General features: G+C 41.7%; 19 protein-coding genes. 10 read left to right on the plus strand and 9 right to left on the minus strand.

All coding sequences use genetic code 11. The features are described from left to right. The first annotated feature begins 6 nt into the window (after positions 1–6). The 3 genes from NO991_RS00355 to NO991_RS00365 are packed head-to-tail and all read left to right on the plus strand — an operon-like array spanning position 7 to position 5,301. Positions 7–2,322, plus strand: a complete 2,316-nt coding sequence (locus tag NO991_RS00355) for a carboxypeptidase-like regulatory domain-containing protein (RefSeq protein ID WP_371351509.1) — start codon at positions 7–9, stop codon at positions 2,320–2,322. A gap of 16 nt (positions 2,323–2,338) precedes the next feature. Then, on the plus strand, positions 2,339–4,096 hold the full coding sequence (locus NO991_RS00360) for a hypothetical protein (RefSeq protein ID WP_371351510.1): 1,758 nt from the start codon (positions 2,339–2,341) through the stop codon (positions 4,094–4,096). An 11-nt stretch (positions 4,097–4,107) separates the two neighbouring features. Further along, complete coding sequence (locus NO991_RS00365; protein WP_371351511.1) at positions 4,108–5,301, plus strand: alkaline phosphatase family protein; 1,194 nt, start codon at positions 4,108–4,110, stop codon at positions 5,299–5,301. A 177-nt stretch (positions 5,302–5,478) separates the two neighbouring features. On the opposite strand, the gene NO991_RS00370 is transcribed toward NO991_RS00365, so the two are convergent. Next, on the minus strand, positions 5,479–6,015 hold the full coding sequence (locus tag NO991_RS00370; RefSeq protein WP_194441192.1) for a hypothetical protein: 537 nt from the start codon (positions 6,013–6,015) through the stop codon (positions 5,479–5,481). 195 nt (positions 6,016–6,210) lie between these two features. On the opposite strand from NO991_RS00370, the gene NO991_RS00375 reads away from it, so the two are divergent. Next, entirely contained in the window at positions 6,211–7,167 is a 957-nt protein-coding gene (locus tag NO991_RS00375; protein ID WP_371351512.1) for a RimK family alpha-L-glutamate ligase, read from the plus strand. Here the strand turns inward: NO991_RS00375 and NO991_RS00380 are convergent. Genes NO991_RS00380 through NO991_RS00395 form a run of 4 tightly spaced genes read right to left on the minus strand, consistent with a single transcriptional unit; the run spans position 7,164 to position 11,064 of the window. Continuing rightward, the gene (locus NO991_RS00380) at positions 7,164–8,486 is read right to left on the minus strand and encodes an ATP-binding protein (protein ID WP_371351513.1); all 1,323 of its coding nucleotides are present in this window, start codon (positions 8,484–8,486) and stop codon (positions 7,164–7,166) included. The genes NO991_RS00375 and NO991_RS00380 overlap by 4 nt on opposite strands. Continuing rightward, complete coding sequence (locus NO991_RS00385) at positions 8,486–9,169, minus strand: response regulator transcription factor (protein ID WP_138599367.1); 684 nt, start codon at positions 9,167–9,169, stop codon at positions 8,486–8,488. The genes NO991_RS00380 and NO991_RS00385 overlap by 1 nt, the downstream gene beginning before the upstream one ends. Then, positions 9,169–9,702 (minus strand): hypothetical protein, encoded by a 534-nt coding sequence (locus NO991_RS00390; RefSeq protein WP_054553439.1) that lies wholly within the window; start codon positions 9,700–9,702, stop codon positions 9,169–9,171. Before NO991_RS00390 ends, NO991_RS00385 begins: the two co-directional genes overlap by 1 nt. A gap of 57 nt (positions 9,703–9,759) precedes the next feature. Beyond that, complete coding sequence (locus NO991_RS00395) at positions 9,760–11,064, minus strand: DUF5666 domain-containing protein (protein WP_138619794.1); 1,305 nt, start codon at positions 11,062–11,064, stop codon at positions 9,760–9,762. Between the two features lie 209 nt (positions 11,065–11,273). On the opposite strand from NO991_RS00395, the gene NO991_RS00400 reads away from it, so the two are divergent. Then, positions 11,274–12,422, plus strand: a complete 1,149-nt coding sequence (locus NO991_RS00400) for a benzoate/H(+) symporter BenE family transporter (protein ID WP_054553441.1) — start codon at positions 11,274–11,276, stop codon at positions 12,420–12,422. 60 nt (positions 12,423–12,482) lie between these two features. On the opposite strand, the gene hemH is transcribed toward NO991_RS00400, so the two are convergent. Both hemH and NO991_RS00410 read right to left on the minus strand, forming a co-directional pair. Continuing rightward, entirely contained in the window at positions 12,483–13,505 is a 1,023-nt protein-coding gene (hemH, locus tag NO991_RS00405) for a ferrochelatase (RefSeq protein ID WP_371351514.1), read from the minus strand. A gap of 78 nt (positions 13,506–13,583) precedes the next feature. Continuing rightward, positions 13,584–14,891 carry an HD domain-containing phosphohydrolase gene (locus NO991_RS00410; RefSeq protein ID WP_138599364.1) on the minus strand — a complete coding sequence of 436 codons (1,308 nt, stop codon included), beginning with the start codon at positions 14,889–14,891 and terminating at the stop codon, positions 13,584–13,586. A gap of 95 nt (positions 14,892–14,986) precedes the next feature. Here NO991_RS00410 and NO991_RS00415 point away from each other — a divergent pair, with 95 nt between their 5' ends. The 3 genes from NO991_RS00415 to NO991_RS00425 all read left to right on the plus strand — a co-directional run bounded on the left by NO991_RS00415 (position 14,987) and on the right by NO991_RS00425 (position 19,522). Beyond that, entirely contained in the window at positions 14,987–15,934 is a 948-nt protein-coding gene (locus NO991_RS00415; protein WP_054553444.1) for a sensor histidine kinase, read from the plus strand. 80 nt (positions 15,935–16,014) lie between these two features. Then, the gene (locus NO991_RS00420; protein WP_138599362.1) at positions 16,015–16,665 is read left to right on the plus strand and encodes a UPF0149 family protein; all 651 of its coding nucleotides are present in this window, start codon (positions 16,015–16,017) and stop codon (positions 16,663–16,665) included. A gap of 313 nt (positions 16,666–16,978) precedes the next feature. After that, complete coding sequence (locus NO991_RS00425) at positions 16,979–19,522, plus strand: TonB-dependent siderophore receptor (RefSeq protein WP_138599361.1); 2,544 nt, start codon at positions 16,979–16,981, stop codon at positions 19,520–19,522. 220 nt (positions 19,523–19,742) lie between these two features. On the opposite strand, the gene NO991_RS00430 is transcribed toward NO991_RS00425, so the two are convergent. Together NO991_RS00430 and NO991_RS00435 are read right to left on the minus strand one after the other, a co-directional pair. Continuing rightward, on the minus strand, positions 19,743–20,063 hold the full coding sequence (locus NO991_RS00430; protein ID WP_054553447.1) for a hypothetical protein: 321 nt from the start codon (positions 20,061–20,063) through the stop codon (positions 19,743–19,745). Positions 20,064–20,507: 444 nt separating this feature from the next. Continuing rightward, positions 20,508–22,385 (minus strand): monovalent cation:proton antiporter-2 (CPA2) family protein, encoded by a 1,878-nt coding sequence (locus NO991_RS00435; RefSeq protein WP_339980272.1) that lies wholly within the window; start codon positions 22,383–22,385, stop codon positions 20,508–20,510. Between the two features lie 234 nt (positions 22,386–22,619). Here NO991_RS00435 and arfA point away from each other — a divergent pair, with 234 nt between their 5' ends. Both arfA and NO991_RS00445 read left to right on the plus strand, forming a co-directional pair. Beyond that, complete coding sequence (arfA, locus tag NO991_RS00440; protein WP_054553449.1) at positions 22,620–22,811, plus strand: alternative ribosome rescue factor ArfA; 192 nt, start codon at positions 22,620–22,622, stop codon at positions 22,809–22,811. Between the two features lie 463 nt (positions 22,812–23,274). Next, on the plus strand, positions 23,275–26,439 hold the full coding sequence (locus tag NO991_RS00445) for a glycosyl hydrolase family 18 protein (RefSeq protein WP_339980270.1): 3,165 nt from the start codon (positions 23,275–23,277) through the stop codon (positions 26,437–26,439). Positions 26,440–26,471: the final 32 nt, after the last annotated feature.

Below are 26,471 nucleotides of genomic sequence, written 5' to 3' on the forward strand. Positions count from 1 at the left end.
AAAACTATGACTGATTTAATAAAGCCGTTTTGGTGGCGCTGCTTGCTACTTGTTTTAGCTACTTTATATTTATTACCCGAAGCAATTTTTAATGCCCAATTAGTGTCATTAGTAGGGTTAGGCACTCCTTCAGCAGAAGATCTTGAACACCTTGAAATTTATGGCCGAGCAGTGTCTGGAGTAGGTGTTGCGCTGCTGTTAGCTGACTTTTTACCTAAAGCCATGGTTGCTAAAGTTGGCCGCGGACTTATCTCGTTTATCGCTTTACTGTGTTTAGTTTGGCCAGTGGTGTTTTTTGGCCAGAAGTATGTAATTGAAAAGACCCTGATTGAGCCCTCTACAGCAGAGCAACGTCAGTTTGCTACGTACAGTGCAGCACTGCGTGATGCTCTAGCAATTAACTCGGTTAAAGTGAATGATCTCGATTATAACCCTGAGCAATTACATAGTTCAGAGAACTTAACCTTTTTGGCGCTATTTGGTGGCTTACTGTATAGCGATGCCGCACTTTCAGATAATTTAGAGCAAGATAAACGTAAGATCATCGCTGCTTTTGTGCAGAAGAAAGCGTATCAAGATTTTGATAAACATTATAAAAACTACAGCCAGCTATATGATGAGCTGGTGGTTAAATACAAAGCCTATGCTGATGGCAGTAAAAAGTATAACAACACTTTGGCTGGAATAGGTGAACGTGAACAAGGTTATTGGCAGCAAGTTGAGCAAGAGATCAACAGTGGCTGGAGCAAGTATCAGCAAGCACAAAAAGCCCACATTGCCAAAGCATCGGCACGAGCGCAAAAGTATGGCCCTAAGATTTATGATTACCATCACAGTATCGCTAAATGCCGTGAGCGTTATGATAAGAGCAGCGAAAAAGATCGCCGTAATCGCTGCTATGAGCGCGAAGCAGCAGACTACCGAAGCACTATTTTAAAAGCGGGTATTGGCTATATAGAGCCTGATTACTGGCTTATCGAAGAAGAAATCTCGGCTGCAGAAAATGCCGCAGGCACTATTTTGATGGGGGTGCTCACTGGCGGTGTTTATACAGCTCTGCAAGCGGCAAGTTTAGCAACCGGTGGCGATGGTGGTCTTAAGGATAAACGCTACAAATACACCGATGATCCCGATCATTATCAGTTACGCTTTTTACAGCATCCGAACTTTCATAAGATGTTTGTTAGCGAGACAGGTTACCCGTTTACGGTTGAAAACTTAGTGGCGTTTCGTACTCACGAAACAACGCAAAACAAGCTTAGAGCACATTTTGCTAGTAAAGGTTTACAACTTGAAAGCAATTGGAATGTGAATCAACGCCAAGCGTTTGCTAATGCAGTCGCAACCAAAGTTACCAACGAAGCGAATGCACAATGGCAAAGTGAAATGCGTAAACGTGGCATGAGCTTAGAGCCAAACTTAAGCTGGGTTGCGTTTCAGTTACACCCGCAAATTCAAGCTAAAATTGCCGATAGAATGGGCGATTTATACGTAAAAAACATACGCGCCGATTGGAATAAAAAGAATTTTAAAGACAAGGTGCTTGATCCAAACATTGCAAAACGCACCGACAAATACCTAGCTATGCTTAATAGTTCAGAAGGTAAATTTGCAGATGGTGGCGAGTATGCTGAGTACGGTAAACAAGCATTGCGTTCGGTGATTATTCCGCCTATTTCGATGTCGTTGTCACTGTTTTTGATTTGCTTAACCTTTAGCAAGCTGCCGTTAAAACTATGGCAATTGATTAAACCTCAGCAAGAAAAGCAACCAACCACTGCTGTATCTGTTTTGCAAAAGCTGATTATGCCAGCGCTGATTTTGATCGTGCCAGTAATGTTTGTGCATAACACCTTTACTGAAGACGACCAAAGCCCTGTTAACTACTTTTTAGACAAGGTCGATGAATCGAGCAATCCGGTGTTTAGTTATGCGATTCGTTGGACTTTGCATGCCCAGCCTTTGCTGCATCCTCTAGGCTTAGAATTTGAAGAAAAACTGCATATTTACGAGAGTTTTAGTCCAGTGAGCCATGCTTTAGCTAAGGTTGATATTTTGCGTCATGGCGATGCCAACTTAAGTGCAGAACAACAGCAGCGCAGACAATACATGGTTGAGCAAAAAACTAAGTTAACAATCTCCACGAATGCGGCGAATGCCACAATTCGTATCATGAATATCGGCCCGAAGTATCGTCCAGGCATGACGTTAAAAACGGGTGCTTATGATATTCAAGTATCGGCGCCTGGATATAAAACGTATCGACGTTGGCACCAAGTTGATGCTGGTGAACAAACATTAACCATTGATTTAAGCAAGTAATTAGCAAGGAATGAAAATGCAACATTGCCAAAATACGGTGTATGCCACCGACCTCCACTGTTGTGATTGTGGAGAAGCACTTGAGCAAAAAAGACAAATGCACACGGTTGAGGAACTCAACCCTGATTTACTGGTTGATGTAAAAAACTATGCGCCACAAGCGGGTACGATCACAGGTGTTGTGAAGTCAATGTATTACTATAAGCGCCGCTATAAAACCAATAACGACAACATGTTATATGGTTATTGGTGGCTAGAAGTAGAAGACAAAGACGGCATTATTCATGAGTTTAGTGTTGATGCAGAAAAAGATGTAATTGCTAACCTACAAAAGGGTAATGTGATCACTGCTTTTCAGGAAACACCGTTAACGCTTAATTATCGCATTGCTGATGGCAATGCTAGGCGGGTAGTTAAAAATGACCGCTTTATGCCAGTTGTGATTGTGCATTTTGCCGATCAACAATATCGCAGCTGGGACAAAACCATTAGCCGAAACTACACTGGTGGAACGATATTGTGGCTGGTGCTAAGTGTTATTACATTCTTAATCATGTTGTTCGCTGCAAAGCTTGAGTTTTTGCCTGCGCTACTTGCGTCATTGCCTGTGGCAATTGGGGTGTTTATGGCAGAGCAAAACTACCATAAAAAAGCCAAAGCCAAACAAGAAGCAAAGTATGATGCGATTTTAGCGGCAACAGATGTGATGCTATCGACCACCCTAAATCAATTGGGTTATAACATGCTGGCAAGAACGCCGAGTAAGTCAGATGTTATTTGTATCTCGTGTCAGCAGCGTATCAGCCAAGATGCGGCACATTGCTATTGCTGTGGTGCTAAGCAACATGTTGAAGCGATTGCTGCAAACGAACAGTCGCTTGCAAAAGATGATGAGCAAGCTATTAGCATTCAAAAAGCGTTAGAGCCAACTATAACCAAACCAACTAGTATCGCTGAGCTTGAGCATGCCATTATGGATGAATATAGTCTTGCGTATGAAAACGATTACGTGCATAAAAATGTTTGGGCACGTAACGAAAAAGGCACTATTCGTCATCGTGCTGTGCTTGGTAAAGTATTAGAAAAAGAGCAAAGCGCACATGCCAATGAAACACGTGAAACAGTAACCACCACTGAAACAACAACCACCTATCGAGGTGGCATGTATGTGGGTAGCGATGTAAAAGAGCGTGTAGAGGTATATCGCAATCGTAGCACGACTTTAAAAGGCGAAATTATGCTTGAAACGGCCACTGGTGAGCCGTTTGTTTTTAAAGCCGGTGAAGATTTATTGGGCTCAGTTGATATCGGCGATTGGGTGTATTACGCCTACAGCAGTGTAGACACAAAGCGTTATTATAAGTATTACCGAGAGTATGCGGTTAATGTGAGTAAAGACATTGCCTATGGCAACTCATCAGTACGTAGCTTTGGTATGGTACATGGTTTTAACCGTATGGTACTGCTTGGCCTTACGTCAATAGGGCTAGCGTGGTACTTTGATGCTCAAGATTTTTACCCGTTGATAAATACACTCGTACCAGAGGCCGGGATTGATTTACTCAATAATTACCCGCAAGTGGTCGAACATTTAGATGGGCTTCCGGTTGCTGTGTTTATTGTATTAAGTGTGGTTACAGGCATTTGGGGCTTTATTTACAGCCTAATAAACGGCTCACGTTTAAAGCGTAGTGTGAAAAAGCTTGAGAGCATGATCACAAAATTTTCAAAACAGTTTGGTAACGTTTCTGAGCAAGTTAAAAAATTGAACTAAAAGGGTTTCGCATGCGTATTTGGCAATTAGTTTTAGCGGGTATATTAATGTTTAGCTCGGCTGTAAAAGCGGAGCAAGAGCAATCTGTGGTCCTTATTTCGATAGATGGCTTTCGTTGGGATTATATTGAAAAACACCATGCAAAACACTTAAAAGCAATCAGTGAGCAGGGCGTACGAGCTAGCAAAATGCGTCCTGTTTACCCGACCAAAACCTTCCCGAATCATTTGTCGATTATTACCGGCTTGTTGCCGGTTAATCATGGCATTGTCGAGAACCGCTTTTGTGATACTGAGCGCAACGACTGTTACAAAATGGGGAAAGGGAAAGATGATAGCACTTGGGTGAGTGGTATTCCGCTTTGGAACCTAGCGCAAATGCAGGGCTTAAAAGCCGCAACCTATTTTTGGCCTGAATCAGATGCGCGCTTTAACGGTATGTTGCCTGATTACTTTTATCATTATTCAAAACACAGTGATTACCAAAAGCGTGTTGATCAAATTATTCAGTGGTTGAGCTTACCAAAAGCGCAGCGTCCACGTTTGGTTATAAGCTACTTTTCGCTGGTGGATAGCATGGGGCATGAGTTTGGCCCAGATGCCAAAGAGACTTATGACGCAGTGCAAAAGCTCGATAGTTTAATGGCTGATTTATCGAGCCGTTTAAAAGCGCTTGATGAAAACATTAACTTGGTGATTGTGTCTGATCACGGAATGACCTCTGTTGATCCAAGCCTTAGCATTAAAATTGATAGCTTGCCGCAAGATGAAAACTTCATAGTGCAAAACACTGGCCCTCGGGTTTTATATTATGCAAAACCAGATAGCAAAGCAGACATCAAGGAGTTCAGCAAAAAGCTTGCTAAAGCCGCAGATGGTCGTTACGTCGTGCTAAGCGAGCAGCACAAGCGTGATTATCACTATAATAAAGGCCCGCGCGTTGGCGATATTATTTTACAAACCGACGCACCTCGTGTGTTTACCGACAGTAAAATGGCTGGTTACCTAGGCACTCATGGTTACGCTTACAGCGAAGATATGGCCGCAACCTTTATCGCCACTGGCCCCGCCTTTAAACAAGGCCTTCGTTTAGACGAAGTAAGTAATTTAGATGTGTACCCGCTGATCGCTAAAATACTTGGCCTTGAGATTTTAAGCCCAATCGACAGCGACGGCGCAAGTTTGTGGCCGGCTATGAAGCAGTAAGCTTTGAGTTAGTTTGTGCCAGCACATTACTAAGGCTAAATACGATACCGTAGGCGTGAAATTTATTTCGCGCGAAACAAGCTTCACGCCTACGAATTAATACATTAGGCACTGGGCGCTAGGATTTAGGTTCTTGGACGCGATGTAAAATCGCAGCTACAGACTCACACCCGTTACCTACAACTTCGTTACCCACCCATACTCACCATGGCTTTGAAACTTGTAGCTTTGATTACCGGCATCAAATTGGCCTTGTAGGGTGTTTTCTGTGAGGGTCATCACGGCTTGATGGCCTGCTTTAGTTTGATCATTGACTTTGCCAAACACACTTCTATCGCCATTGCTGGCTTCAATAATGTTACTAATTTCGACGGTGTAACTAAGGTATTCATCGATCACTAAAATAAAGTGATCGCCGGGTTGTAAGGTTTTTAGGGTGTCTAAATCAAATTCGCTGAATGCGGTGTTTGCTAATTGGTCAGGCAAACGGCCTTGTTTATATAGATAATCGTGCGCATGATTAGATAGCTGATTAAGCGGCGCAGTTAAGTTCACAATGGGCTGTGGGGCTATTTGGTCGGCCTGCGCTTTGTAAGAGGCAACAAACTGCTGTGTGCTTGGTTTTGTTTTAAAACCATCACTTTGAATGTGCCATTCATTCAGTGCAAATGCTGTAAGTGGCAGAATGAAGATTAATGCAAGCGTCCTGTTCACATGTTTCTCTTACGGGTTTTTATGTTAACTCATTGTTAGTTTTTACCTTAAGTTAACAACCCGGTCAATGGTTAATCACTAAGTAGTGGTTTTTATTATCGTGTCGATAAAATTAATTTGTTTTACTCGGCTTTGAATGCTCAGCATAATCCGCGTTTTTTTGTCACCGAAACTCAAAGACCAGAGGTACCAAGCATGCGCGGGTGGATCATTTATAAAGATAGCCAAGGCTTGTTAAAACAAGAAACCTATGAAGTAGAACGTTTACTTGCTGCAGCCAAAGAAGAGGGCATAGATTTACAAGTTTATTCGCCTGATCAATTTGACCTGACTATTACCCGTGAAGACGGTAAAAGTATTTTAATTGATGGTAAGTCAGTTGAGCTCCCCGATTTTGTTATCCCTCGCATGGGGGCAAGTACAACTTATTTTGCGCTAGCGATTATTCGCCACCTTGAACGTTTAGGTGTGTACTGTGTTAACAGTTCGCAATCCATCGAAACAGTAAAAGACAAATTATTTGCACAGCAAATTCTTGCAGAGTGTAATTTACCAACGCCAAATACCATGTTGGTTAAATTTCCGGTGAATATTGATTTGGTTGAAAAGCAAATTGGCTTTCCTGTGGTTATTAAAACCTTATCGGGCTCGCAGGGGAGTGGTGTATTTTTATCAAAATCAAAAGAAGAGTTTGATGACTTAATGCAGCTGATTGAGGCTGCAAATCCACAAGCAAACATCATTTTACAGCAGTTTGTTAAGTCCAGTCATGGCCGTGATTTGCGAGTACTTACTATCGGTGGTCGTGCTGTTGCATGTATGGAACGTAACTCACAGGGTAAAAACTTTAAAGCCAATGTTAGTGCAGGTGGCACAGGTAAGTCATTTCCTATTACGCCAGAAATCGAATGGCTTGCAACCCAAACAGCGAACGTACTCAACCTTGATGTAGCAGGCATCGATTTATTGTTTGATGAGCAGCACTTTAAAATTTGTGAAGCAAACTCAAGCCCTGGCTTTGAAGGCTTAGAAGGTGCGTTGGGTATTGATGTCGCTAAAGAGATTTTGCACTTTATTCGCATTCGTTTAGGTATTTTTGATAAGCCCACAAAACCAGAAGCGCAAGAAAAAGCAGCTGAGAGCGCAGCTTAATCTTCGGTTATTTTTGCACAAAAGCCATTTTCTGAACTTAGAAATAAGTTGAGTGAATGGCGGTTGCAAATTGCTTGTACGGTTGCAAGGCCTAAACCAAACCCTTCTTTTTGACGCGCCGGATCGCTGCGATAAAAGCGTTTTGTGAGCTGTTGTAAATCATGTTCATTGACACCCTTACCATTGTCGACAACTGATATACTTTTTTCAGAAATTATTATTTTAATCGTTGCGCCCTTGCCAGCGTACTTTATAGCATTTTCGACTAGGTTAAAAATTGCTTGAAACAACAGGTTTCGATCACCGCTTAATTGCCAAGATGAAGAAATAGCGACATCAATTAATTGACCGTTTTGTTCGGCACTGGGTTGTAGAATTTCACTAATATCATTGGCAAGTTGACTACTATCAATTGTTTCGAGCTGTAGCGGAAACTGTCCATGTTCTAAACGTGCGAGCTTTAGCATGGCGTCAAAGGTGTTAATGATACTATTGAGCTGTTCAAGCTCGTAGCCCATTTCTGGCAGCTTTTGTAAACGCTGCTCTAAATTAAGTTTTAATCGTGTCAGTGGGGTTTTTAGATCATGAGCGATATTATCGGTAATTCCCTGTACCAAAGCGAAATTTTCCTCTACTGCATCGAGCATTGTATTGATGTGAGCTGCTAAACGATCAAATTCATCACCTTTATCTTTATGGGATAAACGCGCGCTTAAGTTGCCATTTTGAACTTGTTCGGCTGTTGCATTGAAGTAGTTTACACGACGCAAGTGTCGACGAGAAAATAGGTAACCAAACAAGCCTGTTAACGCTATTGCTAAGATAAAAGTCCAACTAGCGATTGATTTGAAATCGATGATTAAACGTTGTAAATGCTCTGTGGCAGTGGCAAGCACGATATTGCCATAAACGGTTTTAACTTTGCCTGTTGTGAGTAGGCGTATTTGACCTCGTCCGGTATCAAGAACAGGAAAAACAACTGTTTCAGGGAGTGAGGGGATATTATCGGGTAAAAAGCTTAGCTGCTGGCTTTGTTCATAATCACTCTGCCAAAAAATTAAAATATCACCTTCGCTTCTGAAAACATCCAGCTGTTGAAAAAAGCTTTGCTTGTCAAATTCGGAGGCGAGCGCTTCGATACGTGTTTTTTCGGCATCAAGGCGCCGTTCAACTTGACGGCTTTGCTCGCCAAGTAACAGTTGGTAGATTAAAGTAATCGCAAGTAATAAAGTAACAGCGGTAATTGCTGCAAAGGCCAATGTTAAACGCCAAACTGAGCTTTTTCTTGGGTCGAACAAACGTAGGTTATTTTCGTACATTAACTCTCACTAGCTTTTAAGCGGTAGCCGACACCGCGAACAGTTTCGATTTCTAATTGCGCGGACGCTTCTGTGAGCTTTTTACGAAGCCTCGCAATATGCACGTCAATAACGTTGGTGCCAGGATCAAAATGATATTCCCATACCGATTCAAACAATAAGGTACGGGTGACTAATTTGTCTTGGTGATCTAATAAATACCTAAGCAATTTAAATTCTTTGGGCTGTAAATTAACAGTTTTAGTGTTTACTTCAACTCGTTGATTACTGTAGTCGAGCGTTAAATTGGCAAGACTAATTTTAGTGCTCAGTGGGGCATGAAAGGTATGCCGTTTTATTAAGTTTTCGACTCGAATAGCTAATTCAGAAAAAGAGAAGGGTTTTGTTAGATAATCATCACCGCCGGCTTTTAAACCTGTCACTCTGTCGTCTACTTTATCTAGCGCAGATAGTATTAATACTGGCGTTGTTTTGCCGGTTGCTCTTAATGCTAACAATACCTGTAAACCATCAAGCTTAGGAAGCATACGATCTAGAATAATCGCGTCGTAATGTTCACACGTCGCTAGCATAAGCCCTTGTTGACCATCTTCTGCGCAATCTAATGTGTAGCCTTGTTCAATAAAAGCCTTGTATAAAAACTCGCGATTTTGCTGGTCGTCTTCAACTAATAATAGTTTCATTAATTGCCCCAACGAAGCAAAGGTAAGTTCTTACCCGTCTCAAGATCAATCGCTTTTTTGTGACGCCCTTTGCTGGTTACGAATGTGGCGACCATGTATGTGATACCCATGTCTTGCTCTAATTGGGCTTCAATTAGGTAGTGTGTTGGCTCACTATCTAGTTGTGTTACTAAACCATGTAATGTGTAACCTTTACGGCTCATCAAATTAGCAGCTGCTATTTCTTCTTGTTCATCAAGCTCCGGAGCTTCATACTCAAGCTCTATTACCTTTCCCGCACTGTCTAAAAGTAATTCGATAAATCGTTGTTTTTTAGCTTCATATAAAGTGACTTCGAATACGCTTTGACCATTTTCAATTTCCAGTTCAAACTCAACAATAACGGCATTTTTCGCATAGTGTTGTTCTATGTTATATAAAACTTCAGTCGGGGCAGGGGCTGTGCTTGAATCTAGCATATTAAAAATGGCTGAACTTGCAGCAAAAGCAAGGCCAGAAATTAAGCACAGGCAAGTTAAAACTAGTTTTTTCATAATATTTCGACATTAGTTTGGCAGCACGTTTAGTGCTGCCATTGTTGTATTTTGTTGTTAATCATCAAGCTTACATGCACGTACGATGTTATCTTGTACCCACTGGCATTCTAGATCAACATATTGTTCTGTAAAACTCGCTAAGCTGTTATCTTCACTGATGTAGCCGAATAAACTAGCCTGTTGCGATTCAGTTACTGTTACTATGCCTTTTAATTCAAGAGGTTCATTGCTGTTATCACGTTCGATTTCACTGACAATATAGCTCTGTCCATCAATAAGACCTTCAAGCTCTAACCATTCACCTGAAAGAGTATCTGCTGTTAACCCATCTTCAAAAACGGTTCTATTTGTGATTTTCAAGCTGATGCCATTGATAATAATGTTGCCATTGCTGTAATTGGCAAAGCCAGAAACACTAAAATTACTGCTTAAATTAGGCGAAGTGTGGCTTTTCTCCAGATCTATTTCGTGGGCTAAAAACCAATTATTAGCTTGCTGCCAGATGGCATCTACTTCTATCGTATCTCCTATGGTTAATGTAGCGCGAGTGGTATCTTCAAATTTAGTTTGATCGGTAATACTCACTTGCCATTGATTGTTCAGGGTAACCAAGGAAGCGTCATTGTTGATGAAGGTAATTGTACCAAAAAGCGCTGTATCTAGATCGTCATCAGCTGTAAAGTTATGTTCAGCGTCAACCTCTTGTGCCATTAATAAGTTACCTTCTAAGCGGCCCTCTACTTCAACGAATTGATTGTTTTCTAATGCGCCGTCGATGTCTGCCTGTTGATATTGAACAGTTAAATCACCTAGTTTAAAAGTATAAGAGGCAGTGTTTAGATCTGTTATGAAACCTTCGAGTTCTAATTCTGCGCTGTTAGATAATGGTTGTTGGTAGGTAACCGTGAATTCACTATGGCTATTGTTATAACCGCTTAATTCAACCAGGCTACCATTTGAAAGGTTTTCGGTATTTAAATTATTTAACTTGAAGCCCGCAATTGTAGCGCCTTGTTCATTGATACTAACAGGCCCTTTAAAACTTGGATCATAATCAATCTGAGTTGCTTCTTTACCATTTGTTTCAACTTCAACCATCATACCCACTTTTAGATCGCTGATTAATGCGTGGTTGTCATCCACCTCAATGTCAGCATTATTTGTGGCTATTTGATGTTGGTTAACTGTAATACTGTTACTTGATATCGCACTTACCTCACCGACTAATAAGCTTGGCAAAGTGAGAGTATTTTGTACCGGTTCCTCACTCTTACTACTACTGCCACAGCCTGAAAGTAGTGCACTGATTGTTGCTAACGAAATAATAGATAGGCGATTTTGATTGATTAGTTTTGTCATGATTGGTCCTTAAATTAGTCAGTGTTTGCAGTTTAACTAAGTAAGGATTGCTTGAAGGTGGAGAGAAAATTAAATTTTGTTAATGTTTGGCATTGCAGTAAATGCCTCTTCTGTATAGTAAATTAATCTTAAAATACTACAAAAGTGTACAGTGCCATCTGGCATATCATAGGATATGGTAGATTTTTAATTGCAAGGAGTGTGTGTACATGAGTCAGCTCATCAGTCGAGCAACTGCGGGGTTAGTGGCCGTTATTATTGGTTTTACTAGCTCAATTGCACTTATTTATCAGGTCGTTATGGTGTTAGGTGGCACACCTGATTTGGTTGCTAGCTGGGTATTAATGCTTGGTCTTGCTATGGGCGTCAGCTCAATTGCGTTGTCTTACTACTACAAGGTGCCTATTCTTATCGCGTGGTCAACAACCGGAGCGGCACTCCTTATTTCAAGTGCCCAAGGCTATAGCTTAAATCAAGCTGTTGGCGCGTTTATGTTCTCCGCTGCGCTGGTGTTTTTGTCTGGCATTACTGGCGTGTTCGAAAAAATGATGAATAAGATCCCAAGTCAACTGGCCTGTGCAATGCTTGCAGGCGTGTTGGTGAATTTTGGTATTGATGTGTTCAACTTTATGAACGAGCTGCCTTTAGTGATTGGGTTAATGGTGGCTGTTTATTTATGTGGAAAACGTTACTTTCCACGCTTTGCTATGCTCGCAGTGGTTGTGGCGGGATTTTTAATAGCAGGTGTAACTGGGCAAATTGATACCTCTAGCTGGCAGTGGAAAATGAGCGAGTTTGCTTACATTGCACCTGAGTTTGATTTAAACGCCATGATAAGTGTTGGTTTACCGCTGTTTATTGTGACTATGACGTCGCAAAACTTACCAGGTATTGCTGTATTAAAAGCGCATCACTATAAAGCCCCTGTGTCGGCAGCGTTAAATGTAACCGGGCTATTAAATGTATTTATTGCACCATTTGGTGGCTATGCCATTAATCTAGCGGCTATCACCGCTGCCATTTGTATGAGCCCTGAGGCTGATAAAGATCCAAGAAAACGTTATTGGGCAAGCATTGCTGGTGGGGTGTTTTACATTATTATGGCGCTCCTCGCGGCAACCTTGGTTGGTTTGGTAGCAAGCTTGCCACAGGCATTGATTTTGGCGTTGGCGGGTATCGCACTATTTGCCACTATTGCCAGTAGCTTACAGCAAGCTTTAACTGAGGCGTATTATACCGAAGCCGCTATCGTGACCTTTTTGGTCACAGCGTCTAATCTAACTTTGTTCTCGGTTGGTTCTGCATTTTGGGGAATTGTTGCAGGTACGGTGACTTTGGTTATGACACGCAAAGATTAGTGACACGCTTCAATAATAAAAAAGGCCCTAGTTACTTTATATAATAGCTAGGGCCTTTTGTTATTTAAGTAGTGGTTTTATCACTTCAAACATTGCATTGATATGGTCATCGCGGGTATTCAATGCTGGAATGTAGCGGTACTTTTCACCGCCTGCATGCTCAAAGTTTTCGCGGTTTTCGCCTTCGAGCTCTTCTAGTGTCTCTAAACAGTCGGCACTAAACGCAGGGCTTAAAATAGCAACGTCTTTAATGCCTTCAGCAGGGTAGCTTTCAAGGGTTGCGTCTGTGTATGGCTTCAACCATTCAGCTTTACCAAAACGGCTTTGAAAGGTTGTTACAGCAAAGTCTTTTTCAAAGCCAAGTTTCTCAGCCACTAAACGGGTGGTTTGCATACAAAAACAGTAGTAAGGGTCGCCGTTTTCTAAAAACAGTTTAGGTGTACCATGGTACGAAAACACCAACTTTTGTGGCGTGCCATGGGCATTTAGATCTTCGCTAATGCTAGCGGCTAGAGCATCAATGTAAGTCGGGTTGTCGTGATAACCATTAATAAAATGCAGCTCTGGCACCCAGCGCCACTTGCGAAGCACATTTGATACTGCATCAAATGTTGAGCCAATGGTCGTGCTTGAATATTGTGGGTACATAGGCAGCACAATCACGCGAGTGATACCTTTTTCGCGCAGCGCTTCAAGGCCTGCTTCAATTGAAGGGTTACCGTAGCGCATGGCCATAACTACTTCGGTGTCGTGGTGTCCTTTGTCTTTTAAAAGGGCTGCTAACTTTTTGCTTTGCTCTAGGGTAATATGAGTAAGCGGTGAGCCGTTTTCAGTCCAGATACTTTTATAAAGTGCTGCTGAACGTTTTGGGCGTAACGTAAGTACAAAGCAATAAAGGATGATCATCCAAATGAAACGCGGGATCTCGACAATTCGTGGGTCTGATAAAAACTCGCGTAAATATGTTCTAAGTGCCGCGGTAGTAGGGGCGTCTGGGCTCCCTAAGTTGGTCAGTAAAATGCCCGTTTTTTTGTTGAATCGGCCGTCGTGCGGCTTATCGGTAATGGCGGAAAATCGCGACACTGAGTGCTCCTGTATGAAGTAATCGTAATATAAATCACATTGTAACGAAGTAAGCTGACTATGTGATCACTTTATTCGCTAATTTTTGATCATGATCCTGAAAGGGTTCGGTTTTTTCGATTCTAGTTGTTGCAGTTTATTAATCGATTTAGGGCCAAATACATGCCCTTTTGGCAACAGTAAAATACCGTCGTAATTTCTGAGCGCGTGACCAAGCACCATGCCATTTTTAAGGTTTTGTGCTGAAAGAATTTTCATAGTGCCAACATTTTGAACACTCGCACAGTTAATTTCTAAGCTATTAAATATTTCTAAAATTTTTGGGTGGTAGTATGTTCCGCTATAGAGCTGTAATTGATCGCGAGCCCTTTCAAAATTACTACTCTCTGAGCTTGAAAGTTGTGCAACGGCTTGCCAAAAATCACGGGCTACAGCTAATATCATCGCGGCTTTTGGAATCTCATTCCCTTTTAACCCTTTCGGTTTTCCTGTCCCATTATAGTGTTCAAATTGGTAATAAATTGCTTCAGATACGTCACTTAAGTGAGGCGCAGGCATGAGCATTAATTGTGCTGTACTTGGGTGCGTATAAAATAGTTTTCGTTGTGTTTCAGTGAGTTCTTTAGTTGGTTTTTTATAAAGCTCTGGCTCCATTGCAAGTAGACCTATTTGTGATAAGTATCCTGCCATTTCTGTCATTTCTATAAGTTGATTGTCTAGACCAAGGCGCGTGGCTAGTTGTTTACAGGTAGCAGCAATATTTTGAGCTTGTGTTCCATCTAGGTAAGGGTTGGCATTTATAAAGTTATATAAAATCTCAAAAGTAGCGCGATGCTCATGCTTCTCTCGTTCATTTACTGTTTCAAGTTGTTTTAATACTTTACGGATTTGTTGTGTGCGCTTTTCTACCATTTGCTCAAGGTTGTTGTTTAGCTCTTTTAGTTGGCTGTTTTGCGCTTTAATTTTTTGTTCTAACTGTTGATTCTGGCGTTTCAAAGATGTTTTTTCTATCGCATCATTTATATTGCTTAGTAGTAATTCGTTTTGCCATGGTTTTTGTATGTAAGTATGAATTTTACCGATATTGACTGCAGCAATCGTGTTTTCTATATCTGAGTAACCGGTTAGTAAAATGCGCTGTGGTTCAGGAGCAATGGTGAGTGCCTGTGCGAAAAACTCAGCCCCATTCATGCTTGGCATACGCATGTCGCAGATAATTACATCAAAACTATAATTAGCTAGAGTTTTAAGTCCATCTTTGGGATCTGAGCAGGCTTTTACGGTGATATTGTTAGCTGATAATAACCGCAAAAGAGTTCGCAGCACTATTTCATCATCATCAATGCATAAAACCTGAATATGTTGTTTGCTAATTTGCTCTGCCATGCCATTTTACTATGAATCATCGTTAATCAATAACATAGCCTTAAATTAAGCCTTGTGCTAGGTTTTAAAAGAGACAAACACAGTTTGAGATTAAAATGGATGATTTTAAACAAGCTTATTTATTAGAGAAAGCGGCCAGAGAAGAGGCCGAACAATTGCTTGCCGATAAAAGCCGGATTCTGGTAGCTGTTAATAGTGAGCTTGAACAAAAAGTTGCTGATTTAGAGCATCATCAAGCTATGTTTATTCAAGCTGAAAAAATGGCAACTTTAGGCACATTGTGTGCTGGAGTCGCACATGAAATTAATAACCCGCTTGCTTATAGTATGAGTAACCTTGATAGTTTGAAAAGCTACTGTGGTTTCTTCAGCAAGCTACTGAAATTATGTAGCGAGTTTAGTGAAAATCACATAGACAAAGAGGCTTTTCATCAACAGTTGGTGGATCTAAACCAAGTACACTCTTTTGCGTTTGTTGCTGATGATTTACCTGATTTAATTGATGATACAGAACAAGGTTTGCAACGGATTAGTAAAATAGTGTCGAACTTGTTGAATTTTTCTCGCCCTAAAAGTCAGGATATGCAGTTTGCTGATATGACAGATGCAGTGACAAGTGCGGTGAAACTTCTTACTAATCAATTAAGAAATTGTCATTTGCAATCGCAATATAGCCCAATATCTCAAAGCTGGTGTAATCTAGCTGCTATTAGCCAAGTAATTGTTAATCTTTTAATTAATGCTAAACAAGCTTGCGATAATCAAGACTCTCAAACAAAAATTACTATCAATGTTTATGAGCTAGAGCAACACATATATATTGACATTGAAGATAATGGCATTGGTATGTCAGCAGAGACCATCGCTAAAATATATGATCCTTTTTTCACTACTAAACCAGTAGGAGAAGGTACCGGCATGGGTATGACGATGGTGTATGCTATTGTGCATGAACATAAAGGTCGAATTGATATTCAAAGCTCGCAAGGAATTGGCACAAGAATGAGTTGCGTATTTCCTGTTTTGAGTCAGGTAACTAGTTGACAATATTTCAGTTGTTGCAAAAATTTATGGATTCGCTAGTGTAGAGCTAAACCCATTTAAAATTATTGAAAAGGCACGTTATGCTCAATCAACAAAGTTCAGATGTTTTTAACAACTATCTCGCCAGTCAAAGTGCAACAAATCAAGTGAGTTTGGATCAAGTGCTTGGCTATATGTCTGGTTTGTTAGCCTGTTCAGAGTTTTTTGGAGAGTCAGAGCTTGCCAATTACATTGCTGATAATGATGAAGCGGTATTCAACACCTTAATGACGGATTCTGAGCCACGCGATGCAATGATTGAGCTGCTCGATAATGTGACCGAAGCACAAGTTGAACAAAAGAAGATTTTAGCCGAATTATATCCAAATGAAGTAAACAGCAATGAGCCAAGCCAAGCACTGCAAGATTTTTGTAGCGGCTATATTGCAGCTTATATCGTGAATCAAGAAATTTGGCACAGCGATTTACAATTTTTACTGCAAGCGGATGGTCAACAAGAAAATGAAAGCGAAGATGGTCAATTGTTTATTGATAATTTTGAAGCAACTCTCGATTTGCTTACCACCTTTGCAATGTGGGATCAGGCGCTAGCAAACCACCCTGAACCAGATAAACTAGGCGAAGGGTTTGTGACCTTCTTTAACGCACTAGACGAGAGTTTATCTGAAATTGCCACTATGGCGTTAATGCTTGAAGATGAAAAGCTGGCGATGTTGGAACAAGATAAGTAAATACTCCTCACCTCAGTAGAAATAAGCTGATAGTTGCATTATTTTGCTTATTTCTGCTGTAAAGTGAATAATTCCCACCACTGAAACTCTATTAATACTATAAATAGAAATATTTATACCTAAGTCGTACCTCTTTTTTCTTTCATTTTGTGGATTTGTTGATAGGATGTTTTGTAAAGGTTAACTCGCAGGCTTGAGTTAGCTTTCAAACTTGTGATTTTAAAATCAATAATACGTGCTTAGTGCTTTTCTAAATTTCTCCAAAAGGGGCGTCTTTTGTTTTAAGGAAAGCCAGAATATCAACAGGATACACATGACAACACATTCTTTAAGTATGCTGGCCGTTGCGGTCAGTGTGGCTGTTTCTGCGACTTCAGTGCAGGCAGCTGAGCAAGCACCTGCTGCCAAAGCAGATAAAAACATCGAACAAATCTCTGTATTAGGCTCTCGGGTTGCTAATCGTACGGCTACCGAATCAACATCACCCGTTGATTTAATTGATGCAGATGACCTAAACAAAGGTGGTTTTACTGAGCTCGGCCAAAGTCTGCAAGCGACGGCTCCTTCATTTAACTTTTCACGCACGCAAGTGTCAGATGGCTCTGACTTATTTAGACCAGCGACTCTTCGTGGTTTACAGCCTGACCAAACGTTAGTGCTTATCAATGGTAAGCGCCGTCATAACCAATCTATTTTTGGCTTAAATGGTACTGTAGGTGCCGGTGCTGCAGGTACCGATATGAACGCGATTCCGCTTACCGCTTTAAAAGGCGTTGAAGTACTTCGTGATGGTGCTGCGGCGCAATATGGCTCAGATGCGATTGCTGGTGTTATCAACTTATCGTTAAACGATTCAACTGGTGTAACAACGGGCTATGTGCAAGCGGGTAGTACAGGTGAAGGCGATGGTGACACTATTTCAATGGGTTTAAACCGGGGCTTTGATTTAGGTGATGAAGGCGGCTTCATTAACTTTTCTTTAGAATACCGTGATGCTGATGGCACCAACCGCGCAGAGCGTGATACTGGTGGCTCAGTTGATGTACCAGCAGGTACGCTATCTGACGAGGTTCGTTGGGGGCAAGGTAACGCAGATAGTGAGTTTACGTCTGTGTTTTATAACATGGCGTTACCATTTGGTGAGACTGAGCTTTACTCATTTGGTGGATACTCAAACCGTACTGCGCTAGGTAATGGTTTTTATCGTAACTTTGACCAAGCAGCGAAGAACGTGGTGCAAGTATATGGCGATGGCTTTTTACCTCGCATCGATAACGAAGCCGAAGATATTTCGTTTTCACTTGGTTTACGCGGTGAGTTAAATCCAGATTGGAGCTATGACGTATCTGCCGTATATGGTGAAAACAGTTATGATTTTACGTCAAAAAACACCCTAAACGCCTCGTATGCTGCTGAATATGTAGCGAATAACCCTGATGCAAGCGATGCTGATATTGTTGCAAATGCAGGCCCTAATGGTGGCTACTCAGGTGGCTTTAGGTTTGATCAAACAACAGTAAATGCAGACCTGAATGGTATTGTTGATATTGGCCGCAGTGAGCCTTTATATGTATCAGTGGGAGCCGAATACCGTAAAGAAAATTATGAAATCGTGCCGGGCGAAGAAGCGTCTTATGCGTGTGGTTTAGCTAATTCAGATACTTCATTCCCAGCGGTAAACGACAGCAGCGTATTTGCTGAGTGTGGTTTCCAAGCTTATAACGGTTTACGCCCTGAAGCGTCAAATAAAGAGAGTCGTCACAGCTATGCATTTTATGTGAATGCCGAAACGTTGATCACGGATGCATGGCAAGTAAGTACAGCGCTTCGTTATGAAGACTTCTCTGATGCCGGTGATGACATCATTGGTAAGCTAGCAACGCGCTATGAAATTACCGATGACTTTGCCGTGCGTGGTGCGATTTCGTCTGGCTTTAGAGCGCCATCATTGCAACAAAGTGCGTACACTGCTTACACTACAAACCTAGGTGCTGGTGGTGTGTTATTGCAGTCATTCACAGCAACTGCTGGCTCTGATTTCCCATCAGCACTTGGCGTTGATAGTCTAGGCCTTGAAAGCTCTGAAAACTTAAGTGCGGGTTTTGTTTATAACGTAACCAGCGATTTATCATTAACTGTTGATTTTTATCATGTAGAGATCAAAGACAGAATTACCCTTGGCAGCTTAATGTCGGCGGACGATGTGGCATTTAGTGCAGAGGCTGTGGCTGCGCTTAATGCAACAGGGGCACAGCAAGCCAACTACTTCTCAAACTCAGTTGATTCAACCACTAAAGGGGTTGATATTATTGCTTCGTACCGCACCGATTTATACGACGGTAATTTCTCAGCAACCTTCGCGGGTAACATTAACGAAACTGAAATTGATGATGTAAATGCACCAGAGGGTATTCCTGAATCAATCGCCCTTGATGATTTACAACGTAGTTTCTTAACAGACGGTCAACCAGGTGAGCGTGCAACGCTAACGTTTGAATACGATCGTGGCGATTTCAACAGCATGCTACGCTTTAATTACTATGGTGAAACAGACGTTAAATACTTTGGTAATGACCACATTGGTTTGCCTGATGAGCTATCACCTACCGGTGAGTTTAAAGACACAAGCACGGTAGAATCGGCGGTATTAGTGGATGTTAATGTGGGCTATCAGCTAACTGACGAACTCATGCTATCGGCGGGTATTGATAATATCTTTGATGTAACGCCAGACGAACTAGGCGAAGATGAAGCGCTTGATTTTATTACAAATAAAGCATTCAAATACCCTGTTCGTGCACTACCTTATGGTTTTGATGGTATGACCTACTACGCAAAATTAAGTTTTAGTTTTTAATTCCTAAGTTGATATGAAACTTAAATAGCGCCTAACGGCGCTATTTTTTGCTTAATTGTAGTATCCGACATTTGTCTTTAATTAGAGAGTTGCAAGGGGAAAGTTTGCGAGTTTCGAGATACGAGATACGAGATACGAGATGCGAGATACGAGATGCGAGATGCGAGATGCGAGTCTGTAGCAGCGATTTCATATCGCGTTTTATTTCGCTTTTTTGCATTTAAGCACTCCAGAATCTATTTAGTAGAATGCTTCCAAATAACAAAATCCAACCTGCAACTATAATTGTGTAGTAGACAGTCGAATTAATTATTGGCTCTAAAGTGAAGCGTGGTGAAAATAATTTTTTTACCGGTTTAAAGAATAGCTTTGGGTTTAAGCTACCCGCTAAAATTATAAGTGAAATTGCTAGACAACTAATGAACTCTAACCAGTCTAGGCCTTGTAATATAAGCGAATAAACACCGACAGTTAAATTAATAATTGCTGCCAATCCGAACAAAATTGATAGCAGCTTTTCCTTTTTATTAAGCCTTTCCATGCTGTAATACTCCTTATTACATTATTTAATATCTTCACATTCAGGTAAGTTACGAGAAACGAACTTGTAGCTGCGATTTTAATCTCGCACCTTATAATTCGCATCCATCACCAATGTCGCGGCATAAAGCCGCTGCTACGTAGGCGTTATGCTTGCATGGCGCGCGAAATAAATTTCACGCCTACGTCTAGTCGTTTTACATAGGTGTGGTGTTTGAGAGTTCATGGCTGAAGCCATTCCTACGAACGACATCAAATTTGTAGCAGCGATTTCATATCGCGTTTTATCCTATTCAATGCGCAGCCTCTTTGAGAGTTTTTGTTTTCTCTGTGTACCGCGAAGCGCCTTTTTGTTGTCTGTGATTAAAATTATTTTCACAAAGAGAAGTTAATGAGAAGAAAAAGAGGAAGTGAAAACACCTCCTCCATAATTGTAATATTTTTGCTATTTCGAACCATTAACCACTCGGTCGCAAATCTCGCGCATTTGTTGTTTTATTTCTGGTTCTTTTTCATCGAATATCTTGTTGATCCGCTCGATATAGGCATGGTTTTCTTCGAATGGCACGCCGATTTCGTAGACATCGGCGGCTTCGCGTAGCATTTCTTTATCGAACTCACTGAAAATATCGACCATCTCTTGGGCTTTCTCTTGCTCAATACCGAGTGCTTCAAAAGCTGAGCGGCCCATACGCATGGTACTGTCGTATGTTTCGCGAATAATATCTCGACAACCGTAAGCCCATAAATCGTATACATGATGGCGGTCTACAGCGCGGGCAACCACATGTAAATGCGGGTAATTTTGCATCGCATAACGAACTAATTTAGTGATTTGTTCGGCATCATCAAGCGCAACAACCAGCAGTTTTGCATCTTCAATGCCTGCAGCACTGAGTAAGTCTGGTCGAGTTGCATCACCAAAGAAATTACGAATACCAACACGCTCTAAGGCTTCGAGTTGCTTGTAGTTGTAATCAATCACAGTCGTTTTATAGCCGCCAGCTTGTAAAATACGGTCAACCAGCCCACCCATTCTGCCTGAGCCTGCAATGATCACATGGCTATCATCGGGAAACTCGTCTGTTTCTTTTCCTGGTTGCTCACAAATGAAACGGGGTGCTATCACACGCTGATAAAGGATATATAACCCAGGTGAAAGTAGCATGGATAAAGTAACAACCAGTAAAAGTTGGTCGGCGATGTTGTCTGCCAATACATTATTAGAGACACTGTAAGCAAGTAGTACAAAACCAAACTCACCAGCTTGAGCAAGCCCCAGTGCTAGCAACCAGAGAGCGGCGCCTCTAAGACCAAAAATACGACCTAAAATAAGCAGTACAGCTGTTTTTGTTACAATCAATGCACTGGTTAAGAGCACAATGGTAGCTAGGTTATCTGCGAGTAATTGAAAATTGATACTAGCGCCAACGGTGATAAAGAATAATCCTAGCAACAGCCCTTTAAAGGGATCGATATTACTTTCGAGTTCGTGTTTATAAGGTGAATTTGCAAGCACAACACCCGCTAAAAAAGTACCAAGCGCAGGTGATAAGCCTACTAACGACATCATCAAAGCGATACCAATAACAAAGAATAGGGCTGTTGCAGTAAATAATTCGCGAAGCCGTGCTTGTGCTACAAATCTAAAAATGGGTGCGGTTAAGTAGTTACCACCAAAAACAACGAGCGCTATCATACCTAAAGTAACCAGCGCTGCTTGCCAGCTCTCAAGACCCGCCACCAAGCTTAAACTAGCATGAGTGTCATCACTTGTATGGGCTGTATCTGCAATGGCTGGCGCTAGTTCAGGTAAAGCAAGCAAGGGAATAAACGCAAGCATAGGAATAACGGCTATGTCTTGAGTAAGTAATACGCTAAATGAGGCTTGACCACCATCTGACTTTAATAGCCCGCGCTCTGAAAGCGTTTGCAGCACAATCGCGGTCGATGAAAGTGATAAAATTAAGCCTATTGTAAGTGCTGTTTGCCAAGCATGACCAAATGCTAAACCAATACCCGTAAAGGCGGCAGCTGATAAAACCACCTGTCCGCCACCAAGTCCAATAAGCTGTTTTCGCATTGACCAAAGCGCTTTGGGTTCAAGCTCTAAGCCAACAATGAACAGCATCATTACCACACCAAATTCAGCAAAATGCTGGATGGCAATCACATCAACATTTAAAAATGTCAGTGTTGGCCCAATAACAATACCAGCGAGTAAGTAGCCAAGTACTGAGCCTAACCCCAGTTTGCTGGCAATAGGCACGGCAATAATGCCTGCAATAAGGAAAATATAGGCGATTAAGAGAAAGTCAGTCATCGTAATCCTGTTTGTTTTTAATTAACTATGGATGGTTTCGCTAGTTTTGCCAGTAGTTAGGTAGTGAATGCAATCAAAAAGCGAATTTAGTCAGTAAAATGACAACAAGGAATGGTGTTTAGTCAAAACGAGTAAGACAAAATAAGGGGTAAAAAATCATCGTTTTTTTATTAAAAATACTTGCGTAGAGCTTGGCTAGGTATATACTCGCAGCACGTTTAATAGGAGCAAAAAATGAGCAAAAAGAAACAACGCGCACAAGGCCAAGTTGATACTGGTCGTGGTGTAATCAACGACAATGTGTACGCCGCAATGGTGACATCTAAGCTGTTCACAGCAAAAGTAGAGAAACCTAAAAAAGGTAAAGGTGCATATCAACGTAAGGCTAAACATGCAGGACGAGAGTCCTATTTAATCGCTGCTTAATTAAGTTGTGATCAAATAGGATTTTTGTGAAAAGCAAACACTGAGTGTTTGCTTTTTTTATGACTAAAATTCGTGTTAAGAATAAATTTCCCCCAATTTTGATAGAAATTTTTACCTGAAAACTAATTTATTCGTTATATACCCAGAATCGATACGGTAATTATTTTTGTTTTTCCTCACATAACCTCTGACTATTTTGTGCGCAAACCAGATAAACCGTACTTTTGCGGTTAATTTATTGTTAATTTTGTGTTCATTTTTACTCTGTAGAATCATCCTCGTTTTTGCTTTTCAATAAAAATAATTAATTCTTTTTTAGTGCCTATATTTAAATTTTGCATCAAAAAGTGTGTTTATTTTACCTTTTGTGGGTAAATGCAAGCTTGACGTAACAGTGCTTTGTGTTACTTTAAAGTTGGATTTGTAAAATAAATGTTATTGAAACTTTGGGCGGAGGGAGCGAATGAGCTCGCATAAATTAATAAAAAATGCCTTTAAACTGAGTGCGCTGTCACTAGGTTTATACGGCTTTACAGCACAGGCTGCGATTGATTGCAGCAACTTAGAAGTGTGGCAACAAGGGCAAACACATGTTGGTGGTGATCAGGTTCAAGCACAAGGTAGCGCTTATGAAGCCAAATGGTGGACGCAAACCAACCCTGTGGAGACTTCTGGTGTCGATCAAGAGTGGCGTTTATTGGGTGTTTGTGACAGCGTTGTCAATGAAAATCAAGCACCTCAAATTAGCAGCTTAACACCCGCAGAGGGTTCTTTATTTACCACAAGTGACAGCGTTGTCATAAGTGCGATCGCTGCTGATCCTGATGGTAGTGTGGCAAGTGTAGAGTTTTTTGTTGATGGTACTTCGCTGAGTGTTGTGACAAGCGCACCTTATTCAGCGAGCTGGCAAGCAACTCAAGGCAGCCATGTAATCAGCGCGGTCGCAACGGATGATTTAGGGTTAACCTCTACAGCGGTTGCACATTCAGTGAATGTGTCTGATGACGTTGAGCCGGTCAACCAAGCACCGGTGGCAAGCATTGAATTTAGCTCACTGCCGTCACAAGTAACGGTGGGTGACAGTGTGGTGTTTGCGCTTTCTGGCACTGATAGCGATGGTCAAGTGACTGGGTTATCGCTAACTGAAAACAGCACTGAAGTTCATCAAGCAAGTGCTGCTTCTTCAAGTTACACGTGGCAGGCTCCAGCACTTGGGCAATTTTCATTTACCTTAACGGTGACCGATAACGAAGGCGCGACGGATACACAAAGCAAAGTTGTGAATGTTGTTGAAGCAACAGAGCCAGGCACAGATTGTAAACCGCAAGGTTTATACCAAACGCCGGGTGTAAATACCCCATACTGTAGCGTGTATGATGCAAATGGCCGCGAGAAAATGGGCCCAGATCATCCACGCCGCGTTATTGGTTATTTTACGAGTTGGCGAAATGGTGCCAATGGTCAGCCAAGCTACTTAGTTAACGATATTCCTTGGGACAAGATCACCCATATTAACTATGCCTTTGCGCATGTTGATGGTAATAACAAGGTCTCGATTGGTGATCCAAATGCAGCTGGCAACCCAGCGACAAACATGACTTGGCCGGGCGTTACAGGCGCTGAAATGGATCCAAGCTTTAGTTACACAGGTCACTTTAACTTACTCAATAAATTCAAAAAACAACACCCAGATGTAAAAACCTTAATCTCTGTAGGTGGCTGGGCTGAAACAGGTGGTTATTTTGGTGAAGACGGTACTCGCGTAAACAGCGGTGGTTTCTACACGATGACAACCAATGCCGATGGCTCAGTGAACCAAGCGGGGATTGATGCCTTTGCGAAAAGTGCCGTTGAGTTTATTGAAACCTACGGTTTTGATGGTGTCGATATTGATTACGAATACCCATCGTCAATGAATGACTCAGGCCACCCTGATGATTTTCCTATCTCTAATGCTCGTCGCGCAGGTCTTAACGCCTCGTATCGTGTATTGATGCAAAAACTACGTGAAGAGCTTGATATTGCAGGTGAAAAGGCAGGTAAACATTACTTACTAACGATTGCTTCGCCATCTTCAGGTTACTTATTACGTGGCATGGAAACATTCCAAAGCGTGAAGTATCTCGACTACGTTAACATTATGTCTTATGACTTACATGGTGCATGGAATTCACATGTAGGCCATAACGCAGCCTTGTTTGATACCGGTCTTGATTCTGAATTAGCGCAATGGGGCGTTTATACCACCGCTGAGTTTGAAGGTATTGGCTACTTAAATACGGATTGGGCTGTGCGTTACTTCCGCGGTGCGGTCTCTGCAGGTCGAATCAATATTGGTATTCCATATTATACCCGTGGCTTTAAAGATGTATCCGGTGGTACTAATGGTTTATGGGGCCAAGCAGCGCTGCCAGATCAATCAAAATGTGCGAAAGGGACTGGCGTTGGTGAGAAAAATCAATGCGGTAATGGCGCACTCGGCATTGATAACCTATGGCACGATAAGAACGATGTTGGTGAAGAAATGCCAGCAGGTTCTAACCCACTATGGCATGCGAAAAATCTTGAAAATGGCATTAACCCTTCTTACCTTGAAATCTATGGTCTAACGCCAGAAACCGATGCAGATGATGTATTAACAGGTACTTATACACGTTTTTACGATGATGTAGCGGTTGCTCCATGGCTTTGGAATGCAGAGAAAAAGGTATTCTTATCAATTGAAGATGAGCAATCAATGGCAACTAAAGTTGATTATGTTATCAACAATGGTCTTGGCGGCATCATGTTCTGGGAGCTTGCCGGTGACTATGATTATGACTCAGCGAAAGGTGAGTACTTCATGGGCTCAAGCTTAACCACACTTGCTTACGATAAATTTAACCAAAGTGGTGTGGCTTACAATACTCATCAAGGCAATGTCGATTTCACCCTGCCAAGCGAAGCGGTTGACGTAAGCTTTACAGTGAAAGACTTTCCAATTGGTGATGATAACTACCCAATCGCACCTACATTCGCATTCACCAATAACTCAGGTATCGACTTAAGCGGCGCAAAAATCAGCTTTGATGTGCCCGTTTCTACCTCGGCAATTTTCAAATCAAATTGGAATGCACAAGAAAAGCTCGGCATGGCTGTTGAAGCGAATGGCTCTAATGCGGCTGGCGATAATATCGGCGGCTTTGAAAATGAGTTTCATCGTTTTTCAATCACCTTAGTGAATGAGTGGGGCGGTATCGAAAAGTCATTTAACACAGGTGAAACCGTTGAGGCGCAAGTTATGTACTACATGCCAATTACGGGGCCAACTAACTTCACCATTGAGAAAAATGGCAAAACTTACGCCTTCAAATACGAATACCCAATGCTACCAGATGGCACGGCAGGCAGTGGTGATACTGGCGGTGACACCGGTGGTGATACGGGTGGCGAGGGAAGCTGTAATGGTGTCGATGTAGCAAGCATCCCAGTGTATCCAAATTGGCCGCAAACTGACTGGGCTGGTAATCCAAGCCATGCTGTTGGCGGCGACCTAATGAATCACAACAACGTGATTTACGAAGCAAAGTGGTGGACGAGCACAGAGCCAGGCACATCTGCTGACTGGACGGTGAATTGCACGCTTTAACTAACTAAGCGGAGCAAGCACTTTGCTCCGCA

This window comes from Pseudoalteromonas sp. DY56-GL22, from assembly GCF_041414715.1.
Lineage (GTDB): Bacteria > Pseudomonadota > Gammaproteobacteria > Enterobacterales > Alteromonadaceae > Pseudoalteromonas > Pseudoalteromonas simplex.